Source organism: Agarivorans sp. 1_MG-2023, assembly GCF_030548385.1.
In the GTDB taxonomy this organism is placed as follows: domain Bacteria; phylum Pseudomonadota; class Gammaproteobacteria; order Enterobacterales; family Celerinatantimonadaceae; genus Agarivorans.
Genome location: NZ_JAUOSJ010000004.1, coordinates 319,903 through 345,764 on the forward strand (window position 1 = coordinate 319,903; position 25,862 = coordinate 345,764).

Here is a 25,862-nt window from a genome sequence, read left to right on the forward strand (position 1 = left end):
CTCCTATGCGCTTAAAGCAGCGCTATTTTCTAATTCAAATTGGTTCTGATTCGCGTCTAACTTGGCTAGCCAATTGAGTTGCTCGCGCAGTGATACAACTTCACCAATTACAATTAATGTAGGGGATTGCAATTGATGTTCACTGGCGAGCGTAGGTAACTGGTCTAATTGGCCGGTAACAACGCGTTGATCGTTTTGGCAGCCTTTTTCTATTAGTGCGGCGGGTGTCTGGGCACTCTTACCAAAACGTTGTAGCTGTTGGCTGATTTCAGGCAAGCTGCTCAGCCCCATATAAAAAACTAAGGTGTGGTCTAACTGGGCGAGTTGAGCCCAATCAATATCTAATTTGCCATCTTGTTTGTGGCCGGTAATAAAGCTGCAGCCAGTGGCTAACCCACGGTGGGTTAGCGGAATACCTGCATAGCTGGTACAGCCAGATGCGGCAGTAATACCAGGAATGACTTGAGCTGGAATATCGTGTTCATGTAATACACTTAACTCTTCGCTACCGCGGCCAAATACAAAAGGGTCACCGCCTTTAAGGCGACAAATGCGCAAACCCTGCTTGGCTTTGTCTACCATGTATAAATTAAGTTGGTCTTGCGGAATACAGTGATTGGCTTTGGCTTTACCCACGTATATCGCTTTAGTGGTCGCCGGAATTAACGCTAAGATGTCTTGGCTTACCAAGCGGTCGTAAAGCACCAAGTCGGCTTGCTCTATACTGCGTAAGGCCTTCAGTGTGAGCAGCTCCGGATCGCCAGGACCAGCGCCTACTAAATCAACCATGGCTGCTTTAACCTGTTGATTGTGGTGCTTATTTGGATGTTGGCTAATTCTTTGTATGCTCATGTCACTACCCTAAAACTGCTTATGTCAGCTATGACGCAATCATGATGCCAGTAGCAAAAAAAACCTTAAAAGTTGATCAAAGTCATTTTTATTCAATGACTTAGCCTTTTGTGAAATTTTTATTGAAGATTAACGCTCTATACTCCTTAAGGGATAACTTGCACCTATTTGGTAAAATGGCGCACCTAGAAAGTGCTTAAAAGTGTGAACTATCTCTTATTTAGAGCGTCATACAAGTGGAAGCCAGTGAGCCAACGCATAGGCCTTGGGTCCAGTAATGAAGGGGTTAGATCTTGGCTAAACGCTATGATAGACTCGCTAATCGAGTAATATTTTGAGGTTGATATGGATCAAGTAAATGCATCTATGGCGCTAGTCCCACAAGGGAGCATTGAAGCCTATATCCAATCAGTTAATCGGATTGAGATGCTCACGCCTGAGCGTGAAAAAGCATTAGCTACTCGCCTGTTTGAAGAAGGTGACTTAAAGGCCGCACGTGAATTAGTGATGTCGCACTTGCGATTTGTGGCCCACGTAGCTAAAAACTATGCAGGTTATGGCCTGCCTCAAGCCGATTTGATTCAAGAGGGCAACGTAGGCTTAATGAAAGCCGTAAAACGTTTTGACCCTAATGTAGGCGTTCGTTTGGTATCTTTTGCTGTGCATTGGATTAAAGCGGAAATTCACGAATACGTATTGCGTAACTGGCGGATGGTAAAAATTGCCACCACTAAAGCGCAGCGTAAATTGTTCTTTAACTTACGTAAGTCTAAAAAGCGCTTAGGTTGGTTTAGTAACGATGAAGTGAACATGGTGGCAGAAAACCTTGGTGTTACCACTAAGGATGTATTGGAAATGGAATCTCGTATGAGTGCCCAAGATCAAGCCTTTGATCTGGCCGCCGACGATGATGAACGTGAAGGCAGCTTTGCGCCAATTCAATACTTAGAAGATAAGTCTTCAGATGTAGCCCAGTTTGTTGAGAAAGAGAACTGGGAAGTGGCAGCAGCAAATCGCTTGCGTTCTGCTTTAGCGACCTTAGACGAGCGTAACGCGCATATTGTGCAGCGCCGCTGGCTAGATGAAGATAAAGCCACCTTGCAAGAATTGGCTGACCAGTATCAAGTTTCAGCAGAGCGGATTAGGCAGTTAGAAAAAAATGCCATGAAGAAGCTCAAAGCAGCCATGGAATAGAAACTTATTAAAAACCTCGCCTAGCGAGGTTTTTTTATATTCAAATCTGCCCGTTGCTTGTGTTAAATTTGCACAAACTTTTCAACACTAGGTCTGACATGGACGGTCCTTTCGAACTCTCTAAAGTTAACTTTGTTATAGACAGTGATGGTCGAAAAACCGCTGCTATCTTGCCTATTGAGTTATACCAACAATTGCTTTCGCTGCGTGAATTGGTGGTAGAGAGTAGCGCTCATACCATTACAGCTGATTATTCTTTTAGTGTTAAACAAGCAGTGGCGCATGGTTATCCGGTAGGTGCGAAAAACAAGCCTGGCTTTATGGTAGTGAAGGGGTCAACCGCTAACGGCGGCGGTGCAGAGTCATTACGCCCGGCAGTGCTGGCATTGCGTGAGCAGTTACTCGAAGAGCATGTAGTGTGTCGCCAAGGCGAAGGTTACGAGTTTATGCGTGACTATCAATTTTCTAGCCCTAGTTCGGCGGCATGCTTAATCGCCGGCAATGCCCGTAGCGGTTTGGATGCTTGGCTTGATAAATGGGGTCGCAGTCTTAAAGATCGTGGCTACGGCAAAAAGCGTTAATAAAAATTAGCGATTAAAAAAGAGCGCCGAGGCGCTCTTTTTTGTTGTAGCGATAAAGCTTAAGCCAGCAGGCTAAGTGGATCGACTGAGGCTAACGCGAGGGCTTCGCCCACTTCAGCACAGGTTAACTTGCCGTGCATAACATTTAAGCCATTACGTAGATGCTCATCATCTAACAAGGCTTGTTTATAACCTTTGTTGGCTAGGGTGATAATGTAGGGCAAGGTAGCATTGTTAAGTGCCATGGTTGAGGTGCGAGCCACGCCGCCTGGCATATTCGCTACGCAATAATGCACAACGTCATCAACAATGTATATAGGATCTTGGTGAGTGGTTGCTTTAGATGTTTCTGCACAACCGCCCTGATCGATGGCTACATCAACGATGGCGCTGCCACTTTTCATACGCTTGACCAAGTCTTTGGTGATTAACTTAGGTGCTGCTGCACCAGGAAGTAATACCCCGCCTATAACTAAGTCTGCTTCAAGTACATGCTGCTCAATGCTCGAGCTGGTTGAGTAAACGGTTTTGAGCTTGCCATGGTACTCGGCATCAATGCTACGAAGCACATCAATGCTGCGGTCTAGTATGGTCACGTCTGCGCCCATGCCTACTGCCATTTGCGCGGCGTTACGACCGACCATGCCACCACCAATTACGGTGACTTTAGCGGGCTCTACGCCGGGTACGCCGCCCAGCAATACGCCGCGGCCGCCCTTAGACTTTTCTAGTGCCAGGGCTCCAGCTTGAATCGCCATACGCCCCGCTACTTCTGACATCGGTGCCAGTAATGGCAGACCACCACGCGGACTAGTGACTGTTTCATAGGCAATACACACTGCGCCCGATTTTATTAAATCATGGGTCTGCTCTGGATCGGGGGCAAGGTGAAGGTAGGTGAACAAGAGCTGATCTTCGCGCAGCATTGCGCGCTCAACCGCTTGCGGCTCTTTCACTTTCACTATCATTTCTGCTGCGGCAAACACTTCGGCTGCGGTGCTAGAAATATTCGCTCCAACGGCTTGGTAATCAGCGTCACTAAAACCAATGCCTTCGCCGGCATGGGTTTCTACAATAACCTGATGGCCGTGTTGGACCAGCTCGTTAACACTAGCGGGTGTCATGCCCACACGATATTCGTGATTTTTTATTTCCTTAGGTACACCAATCAGCATAGCGATTAACTCCTTTATTGATATATATGTTGGTCATATATGCCGCTCTGTTATTTAACATATAGTTAAATAAGCTGTTTTTGCAATACTTTTTTGGTGTAACTGTCTGTGTTGTTTTTGTGGTTTTGGTAGGATATGTTGTGCGCATGTTAAAGGATAAAACAAAGTTATGGGAAACACCGGAATCATGCAGCAAAATATTCTGAATCAAGTATTAAACGATATTGATCAATTTAACCTCAACGACCCAAATAAAGACTTTGATGAGCTCGGCGATGAACATGCCAAGGAGTTTTTGTACGGCAAGCGAATGTCCAATTGCTTACATGAGTTCATGCTAAACCCACCCGCAGAGTTGCAAATTGCCGCTCGTGCACAGCATATTGGCCGTTGGTTGTCGTTACGTAGTGATTATCCCGAGGGAAGAGCGGGTTATCTGAAATGGCGCACTGATTTAGGTAAGAAACATGCAGAGTTGACTGCCGAGATTATGCGCAAACATGAGTTGGCAGAAAGTTTTATTGACGATACTTGCAGTTTGTTACGCAAAGAAAAGCTAAAACGTAACCCCTTAACTCAAGCTCTAGAAGATGTTATCTGTTTGGTATTTTTGAAGTTTTACTTCGTAGAATTTGCTAACAAACACCAGCACGAAAAAATCATTAGCATAGTACAAAAAACCTGGGGGAAAATGTCTCCTGAAGGGCAGCAAGCCGCATTAGCCTTGGATTTATCTGACGAGGCGCTTAGCTTGGTGCAACAAGCTTTAGCTTAGTATCTCGGCTGAATAAAACGTAATTGTGTGCTAGAATTCGCCACGATTTTAAGTTGATTAGGCGTTTCCGATGAGAAGAGATCTGGCATTTCGTTTTTCCCGCGTAACTGAAGCCGCAGCATTAGCTGGCTACAAGTGGTTGGGCCGTGGCGACAAAAATATTGCTGATAATGCAGCAGTAGAAGCTATGCGTATCATGCTTAATGATATTGATATTGATGGCGAAGTGGTAATTGGTGAGGGTGAAATCGATGATGCGCCCATGCTGTACATTGGCGAGCACGTAGGCACCGGCGGCGAAGGCGTAGATATTGCCGTTGATCCTATTGAAGGCACTCGCATGACCGCGATGGGTCAAAACAACGCAGTGGCTGTGCTCGCTGTAGGCGAAAAAGGTGCGTTTTTACGTGCCCCAGACATGTACATGGAAAAGCTGGTTGTTGGCCCAGAAGCTAAAGGCTGTATTGATTTAAATATGCCTTTAGAACACAACATCAAAATGGTGGCGTCGGTATTAGGCAAAGAGTTGAGTGATATGACGGTTATCACCTTGGCTAAACCGCGTCACGATGCCGTGATTAAAGAGATGCAAACCTTAGGTGTGCGTGTATTTGCTATTCCTGATGGTGATGTAGCAGCTTCTATTCTATCGTGTATGCCATTGAGTGAAGTGGACATGATGTACTGTGTGGGCGGCGCACCTGAAGGGGTGATTTCTGCGGCAGTTATTCGCGCATTAGGTGGCGACATGCAGGGGCGTTTGATTCCTCGTCATCAAGTGAAAGAAGATACGCCAGAAAACCGTGCAATTGGCGAAGAAGAAACTCGCCGCTGTGAAGCTGAAGACATTCAAGTGAACAGCGTATTACAGCTGGGTGATCTAGCCAAAAATGACAATGTAATCTTCTCGGCTACCGGTATTACCAAAGGCGATTTACTCGAAGGGATTAATCGACAAGGTAACATTGCGACCACAGAAACCTTATTGGTTCGTGGTAAAACGCGTACCATCCGTAAGATTCAATCTACTCACTATTTAGACCGTAAGAACGACAACCTTAAGTCGATTATTTTGTAAGTCTGAATATGCGATTAAAGAAACCAGAGCCTAGGCTCTGGTTTTTTTATAGCTGAAATATGAACTGATTATTTAAACCTAAATGCTGGTAAAAACTCAGCACCACTGGGTCGTTACTATGAGGAAACTGTAAACCTGTTAGTTGACGATTTTTAGTGACTTGTAATAACTGCTGAAACATAAACAAACCAATGCCGCGACGCTGAGTAACATCCCGCACAATAAACCTGCTGATTTGCAGTAAGGAATCGGTTTCGCTCAAGACACAATAAGCGACAACTCGCTGATTAAAAATAGCCACGTAGAGTTGATTAGATTGTTGCCAGCTAAGCCATTGCTGCTGTTCAACATTTGGTGAGATTTTAGCTAAGTCGTTGCTGTAAAGTGGCCAGTTTTCAATGGCCTGAAAAGATAAGCGCATAGTACCTGTGTATTGTTAAGTTATGAAACGTTAGACAGAGGAGTCTCGGTAAACTGCTCAACATCTAAGTTGTGCCAGTCTTTAAGAAATTGCTGAGAGTCTTGGTTAATTGCAGTGAGAGACGTTTTTAGTTGATCGTTGAGTAAACTAATATCTTGATTGACCAGCTGATTGATCGTGTAACTTAAATCATAAATAAGCGGGCCTAGGTCAAAGCGGTTATTTGGGCCAGCGCCTCGTTTATGAGAAGGTTGAGCCTGTCGCTTTCGCCAAGAACTAAAAGCAATTAAGAAGATATGTAATAGGCGTTTAGATTCGCGACATTCCAAACAAGACTGCTTCACCCACCAAGGGGCGGTACCTTTCATAAAACTGATGCACTCGCTGACAACATCATTAACATAAGCGTCATCAACGTAGCTGGGTAAGGACTGAAGTTTCATAAAAAGTAGCGGTAATTAATCGTGAATTTAGAGTACACATTTTAACGATTTTTCACCAATGGTTTTAGCGTATTATTGGCCAATAATTATCAGTTAAAGCCGATGCTTATGCAAAAAAGTGTTGGGTATTTGAGACAAAGAATTTTGCTGTCAAGCTAGCATTACAGAAGTGGTAGTTGGAAATATGATATCTGTCAACTATTGCTTGTTTGCTTATTGTGTAAGTCATTGATGTTTGTCAAACTGTTCAGCTTATATATTGATTTTTTTATATAATCTTACTGGTTTCTAAGTGGTTGCTATGCATCTTGCTTTTCGGAAGTTAAGTGAGATTATTTGCTGTTATGGATGATAAGCAATGCTTGGTATACCCAAACAACGCTATACCGCTCGAGGTTTTACCTTAATCGAGTTAATGATTGCCGTTGCCATATTGGTAATTGTGATGGTGGTGGCCGTACCCTCCCTTCAAGGCTTTATGCAAGACAATAAGCAAAAAGTCACCCGTGACTTGTTGGCTAATAGCCTAATGGTGGCTCAGCAAGAAGCTATTCGAAACAACCTCTCAACCTATGTTTGCCCTACAACAAATGGTTCTACTTGCGAAACTGCTTGGGGTGCAAATAAAGGCTGGTTAGTGTTTTTAGATGAGACTCGTTCCGGAAATTTAGAGTCTAATGATACCATTATTGCCGCTTATCCTAGCCCTAAATCTGCGGAGCTCAAGTACAGCCCGTCGGCCAGTGGCAGTACCAGTACCTTGGTCAGATTTTTTCCTACAGGCCATGCTTTAGCGGGCGAACTAACCGTTTGTGCTCCCTCAAATGATTATGACGACCAGCGTATCGCTGTGTCACGAATGGGGAGGATTGAATATGCAGCGCCATCAACAACATATTGCCCATAAACAGCAAGGTTTTACTTTAATTGAGCTGTTGATCGCTGTGGTTATAGTTGCTATTGGTTTGCTTGGTCACGCAGCCCTGCAAATTCAATCAGTTAATACAGCGCATCAAGCCCGTTTTGCCCAAACAGCTAACGTTGCTATGTTGGATTTAGTGCAGCGTTTTAGCGCGATGCCAGAAGCTACTATTAATAATGAATTCAATTTTAGCAATTTGGCTGATGGCAGTGCTCCTGATGATATGGATTGTCTTACATCTGCTTGTTCTCGTTCAAATTTTGCTAAATATGAAATTCGAGAATGGTTCATGAGTCATAAAGTTTACATTCCCCAATTACGTTTCTCTGTTCAACACGTCAGTAATTTAGTCACTGTAAAAATGACCTGGGATGCAAATTTAAGTGGTGTAGGAGCCGAAGATTGTACAGCCGATGCTAGCGGTAATGCTCATCAATGCAGCGAGGTGGCGGTGTGGGTAAGATAATACGAAAACAAGCCGGTTTTGGCTTAGTTGAGTTAATGATCGCTTTGATACTGTCTCTGATTGTAGTTGGCGGTTTGTATGCGGCACTAATTGGCGATCAAAAAAGCTATGAAGCCACTAGAGCTAGCCATCTTCTAGTGGGCAAAAATCGTATGAGCATACAAACACTGCGCCTTTACTTACAGCAGGCAGGTTTTCGAGACTATAACCAACTCTACCAGAATACCTTACTACCTTTGGTGCCTAATGCTGACGCTTTTGGGTTTACGTGGGAAGAAGGTCAAATGGTTCAAGGGATCGATAATCGGGGTACTTTCACGGACGCGAAGGCTGGTACCGATGTCGTCGGTATTCGCTTTTATGGCGCGGCTGCACCCAATGCAAGTATCTATAAATGCGACGGCGAAGTATTGGCTGCCGATACAGTTACAACCATTATTTTCTACATTTCTACAAGTAACCAACTGATGTGTCGTGACAGCAGTGGCAACACTATATTTGATGAAGATATGGATAATTTACAACTGCTTTACGGCAGTGTTGATGACACTACGTTCAAATATTATAAAGCCAATGAAGTACCTGATTGGAATCTGGTTAACCGAGTAAAAGTAGGCTTATTGGTCTCGCAAGAAGTTTCTATGGGGAACTTAAGCAATACAAAGAGCTATAAGGTACTTGATCAAACGATAGCAGCTGCGAATGACAAGCGGCTTCGTCAAGTGGTGAACGAAACCATCTTATTACTTAATCAAGGAAGCTAGAAATGCCTACAAATGTTAAGCAGCGTGGAATGGCGCTGATTATGTCCTTGGTGATGGTGGTTATCATTGCAATGATCGGTATTGCTATTGCTCAGCAGGTGTCCAGTGGGCGAAAAAGTTCTGCCGTTCACCAAGATCATTCAATGAGTTTTTCGCGTGCAACCTCAGGTATTCATGAGGCGGAGTTTGTGGTTCGCCAGCAGGCGTACCACGAAGATGCTCTATTGAATCCAGATACAGCAAACAATTTGGTTACTCCTGCCTTTACTCATACTCAAGGTGGTGTAGTGGTTAGTAATGACGAATGGTGGCAAGACAAAGATAATTGGGTTGTTGGTAATAAAATGACATCAGTAACCGATTCTGCAGGGAGTTCTCTTGCTGGAGAACCTCGTTATATCATTGAGGATGGTGGTGTCGATTCTGGCTTAGTTCTTGGGGTAAACGTACCTAAACGTCGTTTCTTAAGAATTACCTCGAAAGCAGAAGGTACTGGTGGAGCAGTGACTTATTTACAATCTTATGTAGCGTTCATGGAGTAATAGAGTGAAACAAGTAAAAGGATTTACGTTACTAGAGGTGATGATAACAGTCGCCATCGTAGCCATACTAGCGGGTATCGCCTACCCGAGTTATTTAAGCCATGTGCAAAGCACCAAGCGCGAAGAAGGTAAGCGAACTTTAGTCGAAGCCGCTCAGCATATGGAAAGTTACTACGCTATGCACCTTAATTATAGTGGGGCGGTAAGCTCAGCTTCTCTAAATTTTTATACACCGAGTAACGACTTTGGTGAAATTTATACATTAACCGCAGTGGCTAATTCTACAGGTACGTCTTATACGCTAACGGCTACCCCTAAAGGTTCTCAAAGTGGTGATTCTTGTGGTCCACTCACTATTTCTAGTACCGGTGCTACTACTCCGGCTAGTGGGGGGTGCTGGTAATGAAAGTTTTTTTACATCCTGTTTTTAGTGCAACTGTCCTCAGTGTTTTTTCAACCTTTTCCCTTGCCGCTAATTTGGATTTGGCTACCGCCCCATTATATGCGGCGAACAACCCTCCTCCTTTAGTTATGTTGGTAATGGGACGAGATCATACCCTTTATTACGAAGCTTATAATGATGCCTCGGATCTAGACGGCGACGGTGAATTAGATATTCGTTACTCGCCTAATAAGATTAATTATGCGGGTTATTTTGATAATAATCGTTGTTACGCCTATGCGTCTGGTAAGTTTTCTCCTGAGCAAGCTGTGTTGAATTCAGGCACAGCTCAATCGGATAGCGATACTACTAACTACAAAACCTGTGCTCAATCTGGTGCAGGATCTTGGAGTGGTGATTTTTTAAACTATCTGACGATGTCGCGTATGGATGTTTTAAGAAAAGTTTTGTATGGCGGATATCGCTCGACTGATACTGCCGCTAGCGGAACTGAAAATAGTCAAACGGTGTTAGAGAGAGTGTTCATCCCTCAAGATGCTCACAGTTGGGGAAAGATGTATACCTCAGTTGCGGTTGATAAATACAACATTAGAATGTATTCACCATTCTCTTTACCTAGTGATGGTACTAAACACTTTTTTGGAACCGCATCTTTTGCCGATGGAGGAACTCCTCAGTTAAGAGTGCGGCAAGAGGTGGCTCCTAGCGCAACTAGCCCTAAAGAACCAACAGGTAACATTTGGGAGTGGGCGAGTACTGAACGGCCAGTATTAAGCAGCAGTGGTCGAACCATTGATAATACTTTTAACATTAGAGTTGAAGTTTGTGCCGAAGATTCACTAGAAGAAAACTGTAAAGAATATTCAGATGGTAACTATAAACCGACAGGTTTACTTCACGATTATGGCGAGAATGGCAGTATCGAATTTGGCCTAATCACTGGGAGCTACGATAAAAATTTATCCGGCGGTGTTCTTCGTAAAGCTGTGGGAGATTTTGGCTCTGAAGTTGACTCAAGCTCAGGAGTATTTGATACCACTGTTAATGGAATCGTTAGTACTATCAACAAGCTGAAGATTTACGGTTTTGACTATGGTTCCGAAGAGTATGGTTGTGGTTGGGTGGCAACGAGAGCAATTGTCAATGGGGAGTGTACATCTTGGGGGAACCCAATTGGTGAAATGCTTTATGAAAGTGTTCGTTATTTCCATGGTGAAAATAGTGCTAGTGCCAGTTACTCAGCAGGTAGTGGAACTATCGATGCGTCTTTAGGCTTACCTTACGCAACCTGGGATAATCCTTATCAAAACTGGGATGATCCTGCGACTGCGAAGCGTTCTTATTGCGCTGCACCTTATAATCTGGTGATCAGTGATATTAACCCTTCTTATGATTCTGATGAATTGCCTGGTGCACTTAATGATTTCCTCAGACGAGACAGCTTAAATCAAGCTATAAGCTATCAAGGTTCTACGCTTACAGGTTTTAATGTAACGAATTTGTTGAAAACCATCTCCTCAGAAGAGGAGGTCGAAAATGGTCACTATTTTATTGGAGAATCTGTTGGAGATATTTCTAATACTAAAAGTGCACCTACTGCTAAAGATGTCACTGACTTATCTACTATTCGTGGCTTATCACCAGCGGAACCCACTAAAGAAGGTAGTTACTCTGTTGCGGGTGTTGCTTACTATGGTCATAAAACAGATTTATTCCCCTCAAAAGAAGGTAAGCAAAACATTAGCACCATGGTAGTGGCTATTTCTTCACCACTGCCAGAAGTAGACGTCAAAGTTGATGGTAGTATTATTAAAATTGTTCCCTTTGCTAAGTCTATATCAGGTTATAGCATTGATAAAACACAAGGACAATTTCAGCCTACCAATACCATTGTTGACTATTACGTAGAAGAGCTTTCACCTACAAAAGGCAAGTTTAGGATCAACTTTGAAGATGTTGAGCAAGGTGCCGACCATGATATGGATTTGATTGTTGAATACAGTTATGAAGTGAAGCAATTGTGTCCAGATTATGCGGATCCTGATGGTTGTGTGACAAAAGAAGGTTTAGAGTTAAGTTTAGTGTCTAGTTATGCCTATGGGAGCATAGATCAACACGCAGGTTATGTTATTTCAGGCGCCCAAAATGGAGCCGGGGAGAATGCCGATGGTATTTATCTTGATGTTCGAGACAAAAAAGATGGCGGTGGGAGTTTAACCAACTATTACCTTGATACCCCCGAACAAGATGATTTACCATTTCCTAATAACTCTCGTTTAAGGACCTTGACTCCAAATGTTGATAATTTGGAATTAGAGCGCACTCGCCGTTTTTTCCCAAGCTCTACATCTGCAAACTTGCTGCCCTCACCACTTTGGTACGCAGCTAAATGGGGAGGGTTTGTAGACTCAGAGATTGGTGCAGATGCGAACGGTAAACCAGACACCGGAGAGTGGGATAAAACCCAGTCTGGAGAACCAGATAATTACTTCCCTGTTACCAACGCCGGTGAGCTGCAGACTCAGATTGCGAAAGCGCTAGACAAAACTTTTGGAGATGCTCAATCGTCTACTTCCCCTGTCTTCAATAATACCTTTTTAAATAGTGGTGCTTTTTTATACCAAACAAGATTTGAAGGCGAGCACTGGAATGGCGATGTACTGGCTTATGCCAGCAATGGAGGAAGTTTTAGTGATACTCCCTCTTGGCAAGCGGCAGCAAAATTGGATGCGGTCTCTCCGTCAAGCAGAGTCATATATAGTCGCAATGATGATAGTAAACAAATTATTGATTTTGTTGCGCCGACCACTGATTTACTTGGTGCTGATAATGGCCTAAGTTCAGCTCAAATTAATGCATTATTGGCAGGGCAAAATGGTACTGATTCAGAGAAGCTAGCCTACCTTACCGCCGTTATTAACTATTTACGTGGAGACAGAACTTTCGAAGATTCTGACCTTGCTTATTACATGAGAGAGCGAAAGTCTGCTTTAGGGGATATAATAAACTCGACGCCTTATTATGTGGACAATGTTAATGGGCACGACGTAGATAAACCTGTATTAGTTTTTGGTGCAAATGATGGCATGGTGCATGTGATAGATGTAGCGAATGGTGAAGAGATTATGGCTTATATTCCAAGCCAAGTTTATTCACAGCTCAATAGTCTGACCAAGAGCAGTTACACTCATAAGTATTTCGTTGATGGGGAAATTTCTGGATATACAAATGATAATGATAAAACCATCGTAGTTGGCACTTTAGGTACTGGTTTTAAAGGACTATATGCGATTGACGTTAGTGATATGAGAACTACTAACAAAAATAAAATAAAGTGGGAAATTAATAGCACTGATGCTGGTTACAGTGGCATAGGCTTTACCCGGGAAAAACCTACAATTGCTAAGCTTAAAAATGGAAAAGTTGGGGTTATTTTCTCAAATGGTTACAACTCTGCTGAAGATGCTGGGACATTATATATAGCAGACCTTGACGATGGTAGCTTAATTAAGTCATTAACCGTGGGAAGCATAGTAGATCCTACCGGTGAAAACAGACCTAATGCGCTTGCCAGTCCCGCCGTGGTAGACCTAAATAGTGATGGCATAGCCGATCGTATCTATGCTGGCGATTTGTATGGGAATATGTGGGTTTTCAATATTTCTGATGCTGATACAGGAAACTGGAAGATTGCTAATGACGACGATAAACCCCTATTTACAGCGGTTAGCTTAGATAAATCGGGTTCTCCTGCCACTTATATTTCTCAAGCCATCACCACGCGCCCTTCAGTTGGTGTTCACCCTTATGGGATTGGACAAGGGGTTTTAGTCGCTTTTGGAACTGGAAAGTATATTGAAACGGATGATAATAAGTATTTAGGGCAACCTACTCAGTCCGTTTATGCTATCTGGGATAAATTAGATAAAACTTACTATACAACTACTAGAACGCAGGTCGATAGTGAGCAGGTATATAGTAATTTGCTACGTCAGTCTATTGTTGAGGAAGATGCACAAAACCGCAAAGTATCAAGTTATCCTATCGATTGGGGGGTCCACAACGGTTGGTATTTAGATTTAGTCAATACTGAAAGTGATAATACTAATAATTATGGTGAGCGACAGGTAACTAATAGTTTATTGTTAGCTAACAAGTTGAGCTTTACAACATTATTACCTAGTGAGGATATTTGTACTGCAGGTGGTAGCGGTTGGTACATGGAAATGAACTTGCATTCCGGCGTAACGTGGAACTCTGGTAACGAAAACTACACAGATCCAAACGATGACTCCAACACGATTGATGATGAAAGCTCTCATCAAAAAGTAGATGGCATTCCATCATCACCATCAGTGATTATTGACCCTAATTTGACTGATGAAGGTGTGGTCGGTGAAGACGGTATTATCCAGAAAAACTGTATTACCTTAAGTAATGGCTCTATGTTTTGTTATGACGACTACGAATCCCCAACGGGTCGTTTAAGCTTACGAGCCTTGCACTAAACGTAATCTGATAGATTAAAAAGGGAGCTGCTTGCAGCTCCCTTTTTTTGTTTATCATCAGCCGTTCTTTGCTTGTTTATTATTTTTATATGTGGTGTATTTCTTTTGATGAGGTATTTATTTAAATATATGTTTTTAATAGATATTACTAAAATAATTTGTCTAAGGGTTCACTGAAATTTCATCCTTTGCAGCTTAAAATTCCAACAGGTTTTCTATGGTCGTTTATTACTTTTTCAAAGGGTTTGAAAAAGGCTGGCGAGCTATGTTGTTGGAAGCGAAGCTTTAATGAAATTCTCTGTGTTTATACATCAAATGCGATGGCGTTTATTATCTAAAACCAATAGTGATATAAAACGCCGTTTAGTTAGTTTTAGTTTAATAAGTTGTTGCTTTGTCCCAGCCTTATCTGCGGCAAACCTTAACTTAGCTGATAGCCCTTTATATGTGGCTACCACGCCAGCACCAATGGTGATGTTGGTGATGGGGCGGGATCATACGCTTTATTATGAAGCTTACAATGACGCTACCGACTTAACCGGTAACGATGATTTAGACATTAACTATAATCCTCTTGCTGTTGATTATGCTGGCTACTTTAACAGCCAACGCTGTTATACCTACAATACTACGCAAAAACGATTTTCACCGGGTGTGGGCGCAAAAGCCACAACCAAAACGTGTAGCGGTTCTGGTGAATGGAGTGGAGATTTCCTTAACTACTTAACCATGTCGCGCATGGATGTTTTACGCACGGTGTTATACGGCGGCTATCGCACAGTGGATAGCGAAGGCTTAACGGTACTTGAGCGAGTTTTCATTCCTCAAGACGCTCACTCTTGGGGGAAGAGTTATACCTCTGAGGCTGTGAACGGTTATCGTATCGATAACTACACCCCTTTGTCTCAACCAAATTCAAATAGAAAACACTTTTTTGGTAGTGCTTCTTGGTCTGATGGCGGTGCACCAGAGCTTCGTATTAAAAAGAACATGAACAAAGAGATTTGGGAGTGGGCCACAACCGAGCGTCCGGTGTTAGCTGGTAATGTTAGCGAGTCTTATGAGATCCGTGTCGAAGTATGTGTGAAAGACAAATTAGAGGCTAACTGTAAGGAATATCCCAATAAGCAATTTAAACCAACCGGTTTGCTGCATGATTACGGCGAAGATGGCAGCATAGAATTTGGCTTGCTCACAGGCAGTTATGATAAAAATCTCTCCGGCGGGGTATTGCGCAAAGCGGTGTCTCATTTTGGTGATGAGATTATTACCAACAGCGGTCAGTTTAAAACTAACACTGACGGTATTGTTAGCACCATTAATAAGCTGCGGATTTACGGGTTTAAATATGGCAGCTATGAGTATGGCTGTGGTTGGATCACAGACAGAGCTATTCGCAATGGCGAATGTACCTCTTGGGGCAACCCCATTGGTGAAATGCTTTATGAGAGTTTGCGGTATTTTCATGGGGAAGGCTCAGCCAGCGGCTCATATTCAAGTGGTAAAGGCACGATAGATGGTTATTTAGGCTTACCTTTTGCTGCCTGGGATGACCCTTACGAAAATCGGGATTACTGCGCTGCTCCGTTTAATTTGGTGATTAGTGATATTAGCCCTTCTTACGATTCAGATGAATTACCGAACGCTCATCCGAGTTTTGTGAGTAGCTATTCGGGGTCCACGCTAGATGGCTTTCACTTGAAGAACTTACTCGATAATATTTCTACTCACGAGAACATTAAAGGAGATTACTTTATTGGTGAATCGGTCGGTGATGACTCTGGCACAACGAGTGCACCAACCGCAAAAACGGTGACTAGCTTATCGGAAATTCGTGGTTTATCTCCACAAGAGCCGACTAAAGAAGGTAGTTATTCCGTCGCTGCAGTGGCGCATTACGGGCATAAAACAGATATGTTTCCAACGAAACCCGGTAAGCAAAACATCCAAACTACTGTAGTGGCGGTATCTTCTCCTCTGCCTGAGGTTGAAGTAGAGGTTGCGGGTGAAAAAATCATTATTGTGCCCTTTGCTAAATCGGTAGGCGGCTGTGTGGGTGGAAAATGTATTAGTACCAAAAAAGGCGATTTTCAGCCTACCAATACCATTGTGGATTATTACGTAGAAGAGTTCTCACCAACGAAAGGCACCTTTAGGATCAATTTTGAGGATGTTGAGCAAGGTGCCGACCATGAAATGGACATGATCGTTAAGTATCACTATGAAGTGAAAGAGCTTTGCAACAGTGCTTATGACAACGAAGCTACCTGTACAAAGCGCAAAGGTGTGCAGTTAACCTTAGATTCGCTGTATGCAGCGGGTAGTATCGATCAACATGCTGGATACGTTATCTCGGGTACTGATAAAGACGGTATCTACCTCGACGTGAAAGACAAAAGTGGTAGCAAACGTGAGTACTATTTAGATACGCCTTTAGAAAACGAAGCGGCATTTCCATATAACTCGCGCGAAGTGAGCAATAACGCCAATGATTTACCGCTCATCCGTAAGCGAAACTTCTTCCCTAGTTCTGATTCTGCTGCCGCCACCTTACTTCCATCGCCACTTTGGTACGCGGCGAAGTGGGGGGGCTTCACTGATACCAACAATAACGGTATACCTGATGACGGTGAATGGGATGAAGAAGTACCCGGCTCACCAGATAACTACTTTCCCGTTACGAATGCGGGCCAATTGGGAGCACAAATTGGTAAAGCTTTAGAGAAAATCGCCAGTGGCAGTCAATCAGCGAGTCCACCGGTATTTAACAATAACTTTTTAACCAGTAGCTCGTTTCTATATCAATCTGCTTTTGATGGGGAGTACTGGAGTGGTGATGTGAAAGCTTATAAAGCTGCTAGTGGTGGTGGCTTTAGCTCAACTGAAACCTGGAGCGCGGCTAAAGAATTAGATGCTATGTTGCCAGAAAATAGAACGATTTTTACGCGTAACCCAGAATCGAATCGAATCGTAGACTTTGTTGCGCCAAATAACTTGGGTGGTGACAGCGATGGCTTAAGCCTGGCGCAAATCAATAGTTTGCTTGGTGGGCAAAACGGCTCTGAAGCTACCAAGGTTGCTTATTTGGAGGCCGTGGTTAATTACCTTCGCGGTGATCGAACCTACGAGCAAAGTGACTTAGCCTACGCCATGCGTAAACGTTCTACCGCGCTGGGCGATGTGATCAACTCTATTCCCTATTACGTTGATGTGGCAACAGGTCATAAGGTGAATAAACCAGTTTTAGTCTTTGGTGCTAATGACGGCATGGTACATGTTATTGATGCTAAGACGGGCAAAGAATTAATGGCTTATATTCCAAGCCAAGTATACCAACACCTTAACAGCCTAAGTAGAAGCACTTATACCCATAAATACTTTGTTGATGGAGCCATTAGCGCTTACACCGACGATTCAGACAAAACCACGGTAGTTGGCACTTTAGGCACTGGCGTTAAAGGCTTGTATGCCATTGATGTTACTAATATGAACTGGCCATCTAAAAACAACATCAAGTGGGAAATTGATAACAACACTAGGGGCTTCGAAGGCTTAGGTTATAGCCGAGAACAACCTACTATTGCTAAGTTACCTAATGGTGAAACTGGAGTCATATTTTCTAATGGCTATAACGCTTCTGAAGATGAAGGGATGTTATTCATTGCTGATTTAAAAGACGGCAGTTTAATTGCGAGCTTAAAAACAGGGGTAGGTAGTGATCAAGATCCCACTGGTCAAGCGAGACCAAATGGCTTAGCGTCTCCTGCGGTAGTTGATTTAACTGGTGATGGCGTAGCCGATAGGATTTATGCAGGCGACTTATTCGGCAACATGTGGGTGTTTGATGTCTCAAGCAAATCTACCAGTGATTGGGGCTTAGCTACAACTAGTAGTGGCGGTAAACAACCGCCTCTATTTAGTGCTGTAAGCCCTAGTAAAAAGGTGGTGGGAACCAGTTACCAGTATCAAGCTCAGCCCATTACGACTAAGCCATCTGTGGGTGTCCACCCCGAGGGTATAGGTAAAGGTGTATTAGTGGCCTTTGGCACTGGTAAGTACATTGAGGTGGATGACAACGATGCTGATAATCAAGATACTCAGAGTATTTACGTTATTTGGGACCGTTTAAACGGTACTGCAGTAGAGAGCTCTCGCTCACGGGTAGATGGCCAAGAGGTTTATGATTCAAATTTATTGCGCCAAGCGATAATTGAAGAAGACGCACGCAATCGCCGACTAACCGACTACCCGATTGATTGGTCTAGTCAAAGTGGTTGGTATTTAGACTTTGTGAACACTCAAAACAAAAATACTAACAACTATGGAGAGCGGCAGGTGAGTCATAGCTTGTTGCTATCAAACAAGTTAAGTTTTACAACCATGCTACCCAATACTGATACATGCGCATCAGGTGGTAGCGGTTGGTATATGGAGCTTAACCTGCATTCTGGTCGAACTTGGAATACCGGTACTGATGGAAACACCGACCCTAACGATGATAGCGACACCATTAACAACGACAGTTCACACCAAAAAGTGGAAGACGGTATACCTTCTTCGCCAGGCGTGATTATTGATCCTAACTTACCTAGTGATGGTTCAGAGCATGATGGGTCAGTGAATCAGAAAAACTGTATCACCCTGAGTAACGGAACGATGCTGTGTTTTGATGATTTCCTCTCGCCAACAGGACGATTAAGCTTACGCAGGCTTCACTAAACCTTTGGCTTAAAAAGATAAAAATGGCAGCCTTTTGGCTGCCATTTTTTGTTGCTTTTTTACTCGTATATTTATAGATGTTTTTTGCTACACTAGCGCCCCTTCAATTTCGTGAGCACTGACTATGCAATGCCGAATCGGTTGCGGTGCTTGTTGTATTGCACCTTCGATTAGTTCTTTACATAAACCTGCCGGTGAGCGCTGTATGCATCTCAATGCTGATAACTTGTGCAAAATTTTTGGTCAAGCCAAGCGGCCACAAGTATGTAGTGATTTTAAAGCCGCTAAGTGGCTATGCGGTGATACCCAGCAGCAAGCCTTGGATAATCTTATTCACCTCGAGGAGCAAACGGCTTAAATCCTAGGGCTTAGTCATCAATTACGTAGTCGCAGATTAGTGTTGTTTGATTTCTATTTCGAATCTCAGTCTTGGCGTTGCAATATGAAATCACAGCACAAGTGCTAAACCAGTGTCGAATAATAATTGTGAACAAGCATGCGCAGATAGAAGCCGCCCCAAAAGCTTAGCAGCAAGAGAGCGATTCAAGAAAAAGGAAGATACGAACGGCCTTGTCGTGAACTTTGGCTAAGCACTTAACACTAGTTTACTAATAGGTGGATGTTTCTATATCTTCAGCAGATTGTATGCTTGTGGCATCCACTAGTTGGAGCAGTGGCGTTTCTGTTTTTGGGATGTTATTGAGTGCTAATCGCTGGGCCACACCAACTAGCTGTACATCTTCTGGTAGCGCAAGTTTAGCCAGTTGATTTACCGAATGTGGTCTTGGGTGGGCAATCAGCACAGCATGGCCGTATTTACGCGCAATGATAATTGCCTGCTGCCACTGTTTTTCTATTGCAGCGGGATTATCTTGGTGATCTAGAAATACGTGTCTACGCAGGTTGGGCACTTGGTAATGGCTGGCAACTTTATTGCCAATGCTGGCTAAATGAGTACGACTGTCCACAAAAAACAATTGCTGTTTTGCCAATACTTGCATTAGCCAGTGCATCTCGGTGGGGAGTTGGGTTAACTGGCTACCCATATGGTTGTTTAAACCGGTGGCTTCGGGGTAGTCATTAATCGCGGCTTGTACTCGCTGTTTAAAGCTGCCTTCATCTAAGTGGTCGTTTAAGCCATAAGGCCCTAACGCTATTTCCCCGCTACCCTGCATGGGTAAATGCAACATCACTTCGCGCTGCTGCTGTTGGGCTAGTTCGGCAATTTCTTTGGCATAGGGGCTGGAAGGCAAAACCGAAAGCGTAATGCTGGGGTGAAGCTCCAATAACTCAATGTCACGGGCGCTATTACCCACATCGTCGATAATAATGGTGAGTTGGCTGGCAAGCAGATGGCTACAAAACAATACGCTTATGCAAGCGCTAACTATTTTAACCATTTACTCGGGTCTTGGGTCTGCCCTTTATGGCGAATTTGGAAGAATAATGCATTGGTGGTTTGCCCACCCGTGTTACCCGCGTAAGCAATGGTTTTTCCGGCATTTACCCGTTCACCCACTTCGGCGTTTATACTTTGGTTATAACCGTAAAAACTTAAGTACTGTTCTCCGTGGTCAATAGCTACCACTAGCCCGTAACCACGCAACCAATCGGCAAAGACCACATTACCAGCCGCTACTGCTTGCACTTTGGTGCCAGGGTGGGAATCAATCACAATGCCTTGCCAGCGAGTTTGCCCTTGATTTTGGCTGTTGTAACTATGCAGAACTCGTCCGCTAAGTGGCCATGGCAGCTTGCCCTTGGTTTTGGCTAACCCGGTGAGTGGGGTTTTATCCAAGTTTTGTTTCAAAGCTAATTGTTGCTGCTGTTCAATTTTGTCACTAATCACTTGTTGTAACTGCTGTTCGTTTATTTGCAGCTGTTCTAAACGGCTTTGTTCAGTGTTTTGCAAGGTATTGAGTTTAGCGAGCTGCTGCTTACGTTGATCCTGTTGAGCTTGAGATTGTTGCAGCTTATCTTGCTGCAGGCTTACTAAGACCTCGAGCTTCTTCTGTGATTCCGCCAGTTGCTCTTGTACTCGGCTTAATTCAATTTGCTTATCATTTACTTCAAGCAATGCGGCACTGCGTGCTTTAGCCAAATACTGGTAATAACTAAGCATGCGCTCTAAGTTGGCTGCATTTTGTTGGTTCAACAGCATCTTCATATAGTCGCTTTCACCTAAACGGTAGGCGCTATTTATTTGAGCTGCCAGGGCTTTTTGTTGCTGTTTGAGCTGCTGTTTTAAGGTATTTATCTGTGACTCAATTTGCTGCTGCTCCATTTTAGAATGAGACAGTTGGTTGTTGAGTTTTCTTAGTTGTTGGCTAGAGTCAGCAAGCGCTAATTCGTATTGGCGTAACTGCTCTTGGGCTTTAGATATATTGCTTTTGCGTTGTTTGAGTTGCTGTTGTTGCTGCTTGAGCTGTTTTTGCACATTAATCAGCTGCTGTTGCTCATCGGCATGAGTAGGAGAGCAGAGCAATAGCAAAACGCCAGCGATAAGGCTGGCGTTTAACAGGCGAACAAGGCGTTTAATAACACCTTGATTCGAATGTGAATTAGGCTGTTTCATCAAGCCATTATTTCAAATTCATCAAGGCCTTGCCAGTCATTTCTGCTGGAGTTTCCATGCCCATCAAACTTAGCATGGTAGGAGCGATATCACTTAGGCGACCACCTTCTACTGGCGTGGCTTCGCGGCCGTAGTAGATAAATGGTACCGGTAGGTTAGTGTGAGCGGTGTGGATGCCACCTGTTTCTGGGTCAACCATTTGCTCGGCGTTACCGTGGTCAGCTGTAATTAAACACTCGCCGCCTACTTTATCTAGTGCTTCCACTAAACGACCAATGCTTGTATCTACTGCTTCACACGCTTTTACTGCTGCTTCATAAACGCCCGTGTGACCAACCATGTCGGTGTTAGGGTAGTTACAGATAATTACATCGTACTTACCGCTTTCAATGGCAGCAACAAACTTATCGGTTAACATTTCCGAGTTCATTTCTGGCTGCAGGTCGTAAGTGGCTACCTTAGGTGAAGGGATAAGTTCGCGATCTTCGCCAACAAACGCGTCTTCTTTGCCGCCATTGAAGAAGAAGGTAACGTGAGCATATTTCTCAGTTTCTGAGATGCGTAGTTGAGTTTTCTCTTTCTTCTCTAGCCATTCGCCTAGGGTATTCACTAAGTCTGTTGGGCCGTAAGCACAAGGTGCATTAATGTCTGCTGCGTATTGAGTCAGCGTAACAAACTCGCAGGCTGGTACTTTAGCGCGCGCAAAGCCGGTGAAGTCTTGTTCAACAAAACAGCGAGAAATTTCACGAGCACGGTCAGCACGGAAGTTCATGAACAATACCGCGTCGCCATCGTTAATAGCCGCTGGTGCGTCACCAATTACCGAGGCTTTAACAAATTCATCGTTTTCTTCACGTGCGTAAGCGGCCGCTAGTGCTTCAGTTGCGTTAGCGTAACTGTATTCTGCTTTGCCTTCAGTTAATAGCTGATAAGCTTCCTCTACACGTTCCCAACGGTTATCGCGGTCCATGGCGTAGTAACGACCTACTAATGAAGCGATGCGACCCGCGCCCACTTCAGCAAATTTAGCATCGAATTTCTCGATAGAACCTTGGGCGCTACGTGGTGGTGTATCGCGGCCATCTAAAAATGCGTGCAGGTAAATTTCTTTAGCACCTTGTTTCGCGGCGAGTTCGATAGCCGCTAACATGTGGTCTTCGTGGCTGTGAACGCCGCCCGGAGAAAGTAGGCCCATAATGTGTACAGCTTTGTTGGCTGCTACGGCTTTATCTACCGCGCCCACTAAAACGTCATTGGTGAAGAAGTCACCATCTGTAATTGACTTACCAACACGAGTCAGTTCTTGGTATACGATTCGACCGGCACCAATGTTGGTGTGGCCTACTTCAGAGTTACCCATTTGGCCATCAGGTAGACCAACATCTAGACCAGAACTTGAAATCAGTGTGCTAGCAGCAGTGTTCCAAAGGTTGTCTAGTACAGGGGTGTTCGCGTTTGCTACGGCGTTATCCGCGCTATCTTGGCGGTAGCCCCAGCCATCCATAATGATTAGAGCCAAAGGCTTTTTGCTTGCAGACATTGCAATTTCCTCAATCGGTAAATGTAAAAGTGAAAAACGAATTAGTGAAATATTACTACATTTTTAGTTTGAGTCACCTGATTGAACGCAATTCAACCGAGATTAGTCATTTTAAGTGATTTTTTTGTTGGTGTATGAATCTTAGGTCAATTTGCCTAGTTACGCGTCTACGATAGCTGCTATTCTTGCCGCTCGGGTGTATACTCTCGCCCCATTATCACTAACTATTTGCTTAACTGGAATTGTCATACTATGCAGCAAGTTGTCGAATTTGTCGGAAATAACCCTATCATTTCATTCGCTTGGGTAGGTTTGTTCGGTGCCGTTATTTACAGTTTTATTCAACCAATGTTGTCAAAAGTGACTTCAGTGGGTAATCACGAAGCGACCTTGCTTATTAATAAACAAGACGCCGTAGTGGTAGATGTTCGTACTAACGATGAATACAAAAAAGGGTATATTGCGGGCGCACGTCACATTCCTTTAACTCAAATACAGGCTAATAACTTCAAGCCTATTGAAAATTTAAAGGGCAGCCCCATTATCGTTGTATGTGAAACAGGGATGCGTTCTGGCTCAGCGGCAAATACGCTAGTTAAAGGCGGTTTTGAGCAAGTGTATAACTTACGCGGCGGCATGACCGACTGGAAATCTGCAAACCTACCGATCACTAAGAAATAAGATCGCGCTTGATTGCTAACGCTTAGCAATTAGACAATTTTAAAACACAGTATTAAAGGTATTTATAATGGCTGAAGCAGCAACCACAGAAGCACCACAAGTAGAATTTGCAATCCAACGTATCTACACCAAAGATATCTCTTTCGAGACGCCTAACTCTCCTCAAGTTTTCCAACTAGAATGGAAACCAGAAGTGAAAGTTGACCTAGATACCACTAGCAACAAACTTGCTGATAACGTATTTGAAGTAGTGCTTACGCTTACTGTTACTGCAAAAGTAGAAGACAAAACAGCATTCTTATGCGAAGTTCATCAAGGTGGTATTTTCACTCTAGGCAATATGCCAGAGCCACAACTTGCTCACGCAATTAACGCGTACTGCCCGAACATTTTGTTCCCTTACGCTCGTGAAGCGGTATCTAACTTAGTTAACCGTGGTTCATTCCCACAAATTAACCTTGCACCAGTTAACTTTGATGCTTTGTTTGCTAACTACGTACAACAGCAAGCTGAGCAGCAACAAGCGGCTAAAGCTGACGCTTAATGACTAACTCAAAGGCGACTATGACCGTATTGGGCGCTGGCTCATACGGTACTGCTTTGGCGATTGCCATTGCCCGTAATGGACAACGTACCGTGTTATGGGGTCATGAGCCTGAACATGTGGCTGCACTTAATGCAGCCCGTGAAAACCAAGATTTTCTACCCGGTATTACCTTTCCTGATAGTCTCGAGTTAGAGGCTGATTTAGCGACGGCCGTTGCCCAAAGCGACAACTTATTAGTGGTGGTGCCTAGCTTTGCTTTTGCTGACATTATGCGTCAAATAAAGCCAATGCTGAGCGCAGAGTCGCGTGTAGCTTGGGCAACCAAAGGTTTAGAGGCAAATACTGGACACTTGCTTTCAGAAGTAGCGGTTGAAGTGCTTGGCGAGCAACGCTCGTTAGCGGTTATTTCAGGGCCTACTTTTGCTAAAGAATTAGCCGCAGGTTTACCTACGGCCATTTCGGCATCTTCATCAGATACTGACTTTGTTAGCTACTTGGCTGAAGTAATGCGCTGTGAGCGTAGCTTTAGAGTGTATACCAACAACGATATTGTTGGTGTGCAACTGGGCGGCGCAGTGAAAAACGTGATTGCGATAGGCGCAGGTTTGGCCGACGGCTTAGGCTTTGGCGCAAATGCACGCACCGCTTTAATCACCCGTGGTTTACGCGAAATGGCGCGTTTAGGTACAGCCTTAGGTGCAGAAGCTGAGACTTTCAAAGGGATGGCAGGTTTGGGTGACTTGGTACTCACTTGTACTGATAACCAAAGCCGTAACCGCCGATTTGGTCTTGCACTAGGTGCCGGTAAATCACTTGAGCAAGCAGAAGCTGATATTGGTCAGGTGGTAGAAGGTTACCGCAATACCAAAGAAGTGTATTTGCTCGCGCAACGGGTTGGCGTAGAAATGCCAATCGTTGAGCAGGTTTATCAGGTGCTTTATAAAGCTAAATCGCCAAAGCAAGCAGCGATGGATCTTTTAGCGCGTGACCAGCGCGAAGAATAACTTGGTTTAAGTTAATTACTAACACAAAAAAGCCTATCAATAGATAGGCTTTTTTATTTCGCTAGCATCTACTTAACGATAAGCGCGGCTAGTAGTAAGAGTGCTCACCTGCTTGGTGCTCTGTTACGTCTCTCACGCCGGTTAACTCACCCGGGAAGGCTTCAAGCAATTGCTTTTCAATCCCTTCTTTCAGTGTTACGTCAACCATGCTGCAGCCGTTACAGCCGCCGCCAAATTGCAGTACAACCACACCTTCTTCAGTAAGTTCCATTACGCTAACTTTACCACCGTGAGAGGCAAGGTTAGGGTTTACCTGGCTTTCGATAACGTATTCAACACGTTCGATAAGCGGTGCGTCATCTTCAACTTTACGCATTTTAGCATTTGGTGCTTTAAGGGTAAGTTGCGAGCCCACTTTATCGGTGACAAAATCGATTTCCGCTTCATCTAAAAAGGGTGCGCTTGCGGTATCTACCATGGCTTTAAAGCCATCAAATTGCAGTGCAGTATCGTCTTCTTCAACCGATTCTGGTGGGCAGTAAGATACGCCACACTCTGCACTAGGGGTACCTGGGTTTACCACAAATACGCGAATGTGGGTGCCTTCAGGCTGTTGTTCTAGCAGCTTAACAAAGTGTTGTTGAGCCGTTTCTGAGATCGATACCATCTGCT

The 25,862-nt window shown here is 43.9% G+C and carries 23 protein-coding genes; 15 read left to right on the plus strand and 8 right to left on the minus strand.

Annotation, left to right across the window (positions count from 1 at the left end; genetic code table 11):
• Positions 1-3: 3 nt before the first annotated feature.
• Entirely contained in the window at positions 4-852 is an 849-nt protein-coding gene (gene cobA / locus Q4592_RS07800) for a uroporphyrinogen-III C-methyltransferase (protein ID WP_303511744.1), read from the minus strand.
• Between the two features lie 345 nt (positions 853-1,197).
• Here cobA and rpoH point away from each other — a divergent pair, with 345 nt between their 5' ends.
• Positions 1,198-2,046 (plus strand): RNA polymerase sigma factor RpoH, encoded by an 849-nt coding sequence (gene rpoH, locus Q4592_RS07805; protein ID WP_137673435.1) that lies wholly within the window; start codon positions 1,198-1,200, stop codon positions 2,044-2,046.
• A 98-nt stretch (positions 2,047-2,144) separates the two neighbouring features.
• Positions 2,145-2,627 carry a DUF4357 domain-containing protein gene (locus tag Q4592_RS07810; protein ID WP_137673436.1) on the plus strand — a complete coding sequence of 161 codons (483 nt, stop codon included), beginning with the start codon at positions 2,145-2,147 and terminating at the stop codon, positions 2,625-2,627.
• A 59-nt stretch (positions 2,628-2,686) separates the two neighbouring features.
• Here the strand turns inward: Q4592_RS07810 and ald are convergent, their stop codons facing one another.
• A complete protein-coding gene (ald, locus tag Q4592_RS07815; RefSeq protein ID WP_303511747.1) occupies positions 2,687-3,802 on the minus strand; it encodes an alanine dehydrogenase in 1,116 nt (371 codons plus the stop codon).
• A gap of 169 nt (positions 3,803-3,971) precedes the next feature.
• Between ald and Q4592_RS07820 the strand changes: the two genes are divergently transcribed.
• Together Q4592_RS07820 and glpX are read left to right on the plus strand one after the other, a co-directional pair.
• Entirely contained in the window at positions 3,972-4,577 is a 606-nt protein-coding gene (locus Q4592_RS07820; protein ID WP_303511748.1) for a DUF4202 domain-containing protein, read from the plus strand.
• Between the two features lie 70 nt (positions 4,578-4,647).
• On the plus strand, positions 4,648-5,655 hold the full coding sequence (glpX, locus tag Q4592_RS07825; protein ID WP_137673438.1) for a class II fructose-bisphosphatase: 1,008 nt from the start codon (positions 4,648-4,650) through the stop codon (positions 5,653-5,655).
• Between the two features lie 46 nt (positions 5,656-5,701).
• Here the strand turns inward: glpX and Q4592_RS07830 are convergent, their stop codons facing one another.
• A complete protein-coding gene (locus Q4592_RS07830; RefSeq protein WP_303511749.1) occupies positions 5,702-6,076 on the minus strand; it encodes an acetyl-CoA sensor PanZ family protein in 375 nt (124 codons plus the stop codon).
• A gap of 20 nt (positions 6,077-6,096) precedes the next feature.
• A complete protein-coding gene (locus tag Q4592_RS07835; RefSeq protein WP_303511751.1) occupies positions 6,097-6,519 on the minus strand; it encodes a hypothetical protein in 423 nt (140 codons plus the stop codon).
• Between the two features lie 358 nt (positions 6,520-6,877).
• On the opposite strand from Q4592_RS07835, the gene Q4592_RS07840 reads away from it, so the two are divergent.
• From Q4592_RS07840 to Q4592_RS07875, 8 genes are all read left to right on the plus strand, one after another.
• The gene (locus tag Q4592_RS07840; RefSeq protein ID WP_303511753.1) at positions 6,878-7,426 is read left to right on the plus strand and encodes a GspH/FimT family pseudopilin; all 549 of its coding nucleotides are present in this window, start codon (positions 6,878-6,880) and stop codon (positions 7,424-7,426) included.
• Positions 7,395-7,907 carry a type IV pilus modification protein PilV gene (gene pilV / locus Q4592_RS07845; protein ID WP_303511755.1) on the plus strand — a complete coding sequence of 171 codons (513 nt, stop codon included), beginning with the start codon at positions 7,395-7,397 and terminating at the stop codon, positions 7,905-7,907. Before Q4592_RS07840 ends, pilV begins: the two co-directional genes overlap by 32 nt.
• Positions 7,895-8,671 (plus strand): PilW family protein, encoded by a 777-nt coding sequence (locus Q4592_RS07850; protein WP_303511756.1) that lies wholly within the window; start codon positions 7,895-7,897, stop codon positions 8,669-8,671. Before pilV ends, Q4592_RS07850 begins: the two co-directional genes overlap by 13 nt.
• Before the next feature lie 2 nt (positions 8,672-8,673).
• Positions 8,674-9,213: a hypothetical protein gene (locus tag Q4592_RS07855; RefSeq protein WP_303511758.1), complete on the plus strand. Its 540-nt coding sequence runs from the start codon at positions 8,674-8,676 to the stop codon at positions 9,211-9,213.
• 4 nt (positions 9,214-9,217) lie between these two features.
• Entirely contained in the window at positions 9,218-9,616 is a 399-nt protein-coding gene (locus Q4592_RS07860) for a type IV pilin protein (protein WP_303511759.1), read from the plus strand.
• The gene (locus Q4592_RS07865; protein ID WP_303511761.1) at positions 9,616-14,124 is read left to right on the plus strand and encodes a pilus assembly protein; all 4,509 of its coding nucleotides are present in this window, start codon (positions 9,616-9,618) and stop codon (positions 14,122-14,124) included. Before Q4592_RS07860 ends, Q4592_RS07865 begins: the two co-directional genes overlap by 1 nt.
• Before the next feature lie 288 nt (positions 14,125-14,412).
• Positions 14,413-18,843 carry a pilus assembly protein gene (locus tag Q4592_RS07870; RefSeq protein WP_303511763.1) on the plus strand — a complete coding sequence of 1,477 codons (4,431 nt, stop codon included), beginning with the start codon at positions 14,413-14,415 and terminating at the stop codon, positions 18,841-18,843.
• Between the two features lie 124 nt (positions 18,844-18,967).
• On the plus strand, positions 18,968-19,201 hold the full coding sequence (locus Q4592_RS07875) for a YkgJ family cysteine cluster protein (protein ID WP_303511765.1): 234 nt from the start codon (positions 18,968-18,970) through the stop codon (positions 19,199-19,201).
• A gap of 250 nt (positions 19,202-19,451) precedes the next feature.
• Here the strand turns inward: Q4592_RS07875 and Q4592_RS07880 are convergent, their stop codons facing one another.
• Genes Q4592_RS07880 through gpmM form a run of 3 tightly spaced genes read right to left on the minus strand, consistent with a single transcriptional unit; the run spans position 19,452 to position 22,958 of the window.
• Positions 19,452-20,243 (minus strand): divergent polysaccharide deacetylase family protein, encoded by a 792-nt coding sequence (locus tag Q4592_RS07880; RefSeq protein WP_303511767.1) that lies wholly within the window; start codon positions 20,241-20,243, stop codon positions 19,452-19,454.
• Positions 20,231-21,418, minus strand: a complete 1,188-nt coding sequence (locus tag Q4592_RS07885; RefSeq protein ID WP_303511768.1) for a murein hydrolase activator EnvC — start codon at positions 21,416-21,418, stop codon at positions 20,231-20,233. The genes Q4592_RS07880 and Q4592_RS07885 overlap by 13 nt, the downstream gene beginning before the upstream one ends.
• 7 nt (positions 21,419-21,425) lie before the next feature.
• On the minus strand, positions 21,426-22,958 hold the full coding sequence (gpmM, locus tag Q4592_RS07890) for a 2,3-bisphosphoglycerate-independent phosphoglycerate mutase (RefSeq protein ID WP_303511770.1): 1,533 nt from the start codon (positions 22,956-22,958) through the stop codon (positions 21,426-21,428).
• Positions 22,959-23,210: 252 nt separating this feature from the next.
• Between gpmM and Q4592_RS07895 the strand changes: the two genes are divergently transcribed.
• From Q4592_RS07895 to gpsA, 3 genes are all read left to right on the plus strand, one after another.
• Positions 23,211-23,639 (plus strand): rhodanese-like domain-containing protein, encoded by a 429-nt coding sequence (locus tag Q4592_RS07895; RefSeq protein WP_137673450.1) that lies wholly within the window; start codon positions 23,211-23,213, stop codon positions 23,637-23,639.
• 67 nt (positions 23,640-23,706) lie between these two features.
• Positions 23,707-24,183 carry a protein-export chaperone SecB gene (secB, locus tag Q4592_RS07900; protein WP_137673451.1) on the plus strand — a complete coding sequence of 159 codons (477 nt, stop codon included), beginning with the start codon at positions 23,707-23,709 and terminating at the stop codon, positions 24,181-24,183.
• Positions 24,183-25,190 (plus strand): NAD(P)H-dependent glycerol-3-phosphate dehydrogenase, encoded by a 1,008-nt coding sequence (gpsA, locus tag Q4592_RS07905; protein ID WP_303511774.1) that lies wholly within the window; start codon positions 24,183-24,185, stop codon positions 25,188-25,190. Before secB ends, gpsA begins: the two co-directional genes overlap by 1 nt.
• An 88-nt stretch (positions 25,191-25,278) precedes the next feature.
• Here gpsA and nfuA read toward each other — a convergent pair whose 3' ends face one another.
• The gene (gene nfuA, locus Q4592_RS07910; protein ID WP_303511775.1) at positions 25,279-25,857 is read right to left on the minus strand and encodes a Fe-S biogenesis protein NfuA; all 579 of its coding nucleotides are present in this window, start codon (positions 25,855-25,857) and stop codon (positions 25,279-25,281) included.
• Between the last annotated feature and the right edge of the window lie 5 nt (positions 25,858-25,862).

Coding starts and splice junctions, on each gene's coding strand:
- cobA (WP_303511744.1), bottom strand. CDS start 852: ATGAGCATACAAAGAATTAGCCAACATCCAAATAAGCACCACAATCAA.
- rpoH (WP_137673435.1), top strand. CDS start 1,198: ATGGATCAAGTAAATGCATCTATGGCGCTAGTCCCACAAGGGAGCATT.
- Q4592_RS07810 (WP_137673436.1), top strand. CDS start 2,145: ATGGACGGTCCTTTCGAACTCTCTAAAGTTAACTTTGTTATAGACAGT.
- ald (WP_303511747.1), bottom strand. CDS start 3,802: ATGCTGATTGGTGTACCTAAGGAAATAAAAAATCACGAATATCGTGTG.
- Q4592_RS07820 (WP_303511748.1), top strand. CDS start 3,972: ATGGGAAACACCGGAATCATGCAGCAAAATATTCTGAATCAAGTATTA.
- glpX (WP_137673438.1), top strand. CDS start 4,648: ATGAGAAGAGATCTGGCATTTCGTTTTTCCCGCGTAACTGAAGCCGCA.
- Q4592_RS07830 (WP_303511749.1), bottom strand. CDS start 6,076: ATGCGCTTATCTTTTCAGGCCATTGAAAACTGGCCACTTTACAGCAAC.
- Q4592_RS07835 (WP_303511751.1), bottom strand. CDS start 6,519: ATGAAACTTCAGTCCTTACCCAGCTACGTTGATGACGCTTATGTTAAT.
- Q4592_RS07840 (WP_303511753.1), top strand. CDS start 6,878: ATGCTTGGTATACCCAAACAACGCTATACCGCTCGAGGTTTTACCTTA.
- pilV (WP_303511755.1), top strand. CDS start 7,395: ATGCAGCGCCATCAACAACATATTGCCCATAAACAGCAAGGTTTTACT.
- Q4592_RS07855 (WP_303511758.1), top strand. CDS start 8,674: ATGCCTACAAATGTTAAGCAGCGTGGAATGGCGCTGATTATGTCCTTG.
- Q4592_RS07865 (WP_303511761.1), top strand. CDS start 9,616: ATGAAAGTTTTTTTACATCCTGTTTTTAGTGCAACTGTCCTCAGTGTT.
- Q4592_RS07870 (WP_303511763.1), top strand. CDS start 14,413: ATGAAATTCTCTGTGTTTATACATCAAATGCGATGGCGTTTATTATCT.
- Q4592_RS07875 (WP_303511765.1), top strand. CDS start 18,968: ATGCAATGCCGAATCGGTTGCGGTGCTTGTTGTATTGCACCTTCGATT.
- Q4592_RS07880 (WP_303511767.1), bottom strand. CDS start 20,243: ATGGTTAAAATAGTTAGCGCTTGCATAAGCGTATTGTTTTGTAGCCAT.
- Q4592_RS07885 (WP_303511768.1), bottom strand. CDS start 21,418: ATGAAACAGCCTAATTCACATTCGAATCAAGGTGTTATTAAACGCCTT.
- gpmM (WP_303511770.1), bottom strand. CDS start 22,958: ATGTCTGCAAGCAAAAAGCCTTTGGCTCTAATCATTATGGATGGCTGG.
- Q4592_RS07895 (WP_137673450.1), top strand. CDS start 23,211: ATGCAGCAAGTTGTCGAATTTGTCGGAAATAACCCTATCATTTCATTC.
- secB (WP_137673451.1), top strand. CDS start 23,707: ATGGCTGAAGCAGCAACCACAGAAGCACCACAAGTAGAATTTGCAATC.
- gpsA (WP_303511774.1), top strand. CDS start 24,183: ATGACTAACTCAAAGGCGACTATGACCGTATTGGGCGCTGGCTCATAC.
- nfuA (WP_303511775.1), bottom strand. CDS start 25,857: ATGGTATCGATCTCAGAAACGGCTCAACAACACTTTGTTAAGCTGCTA.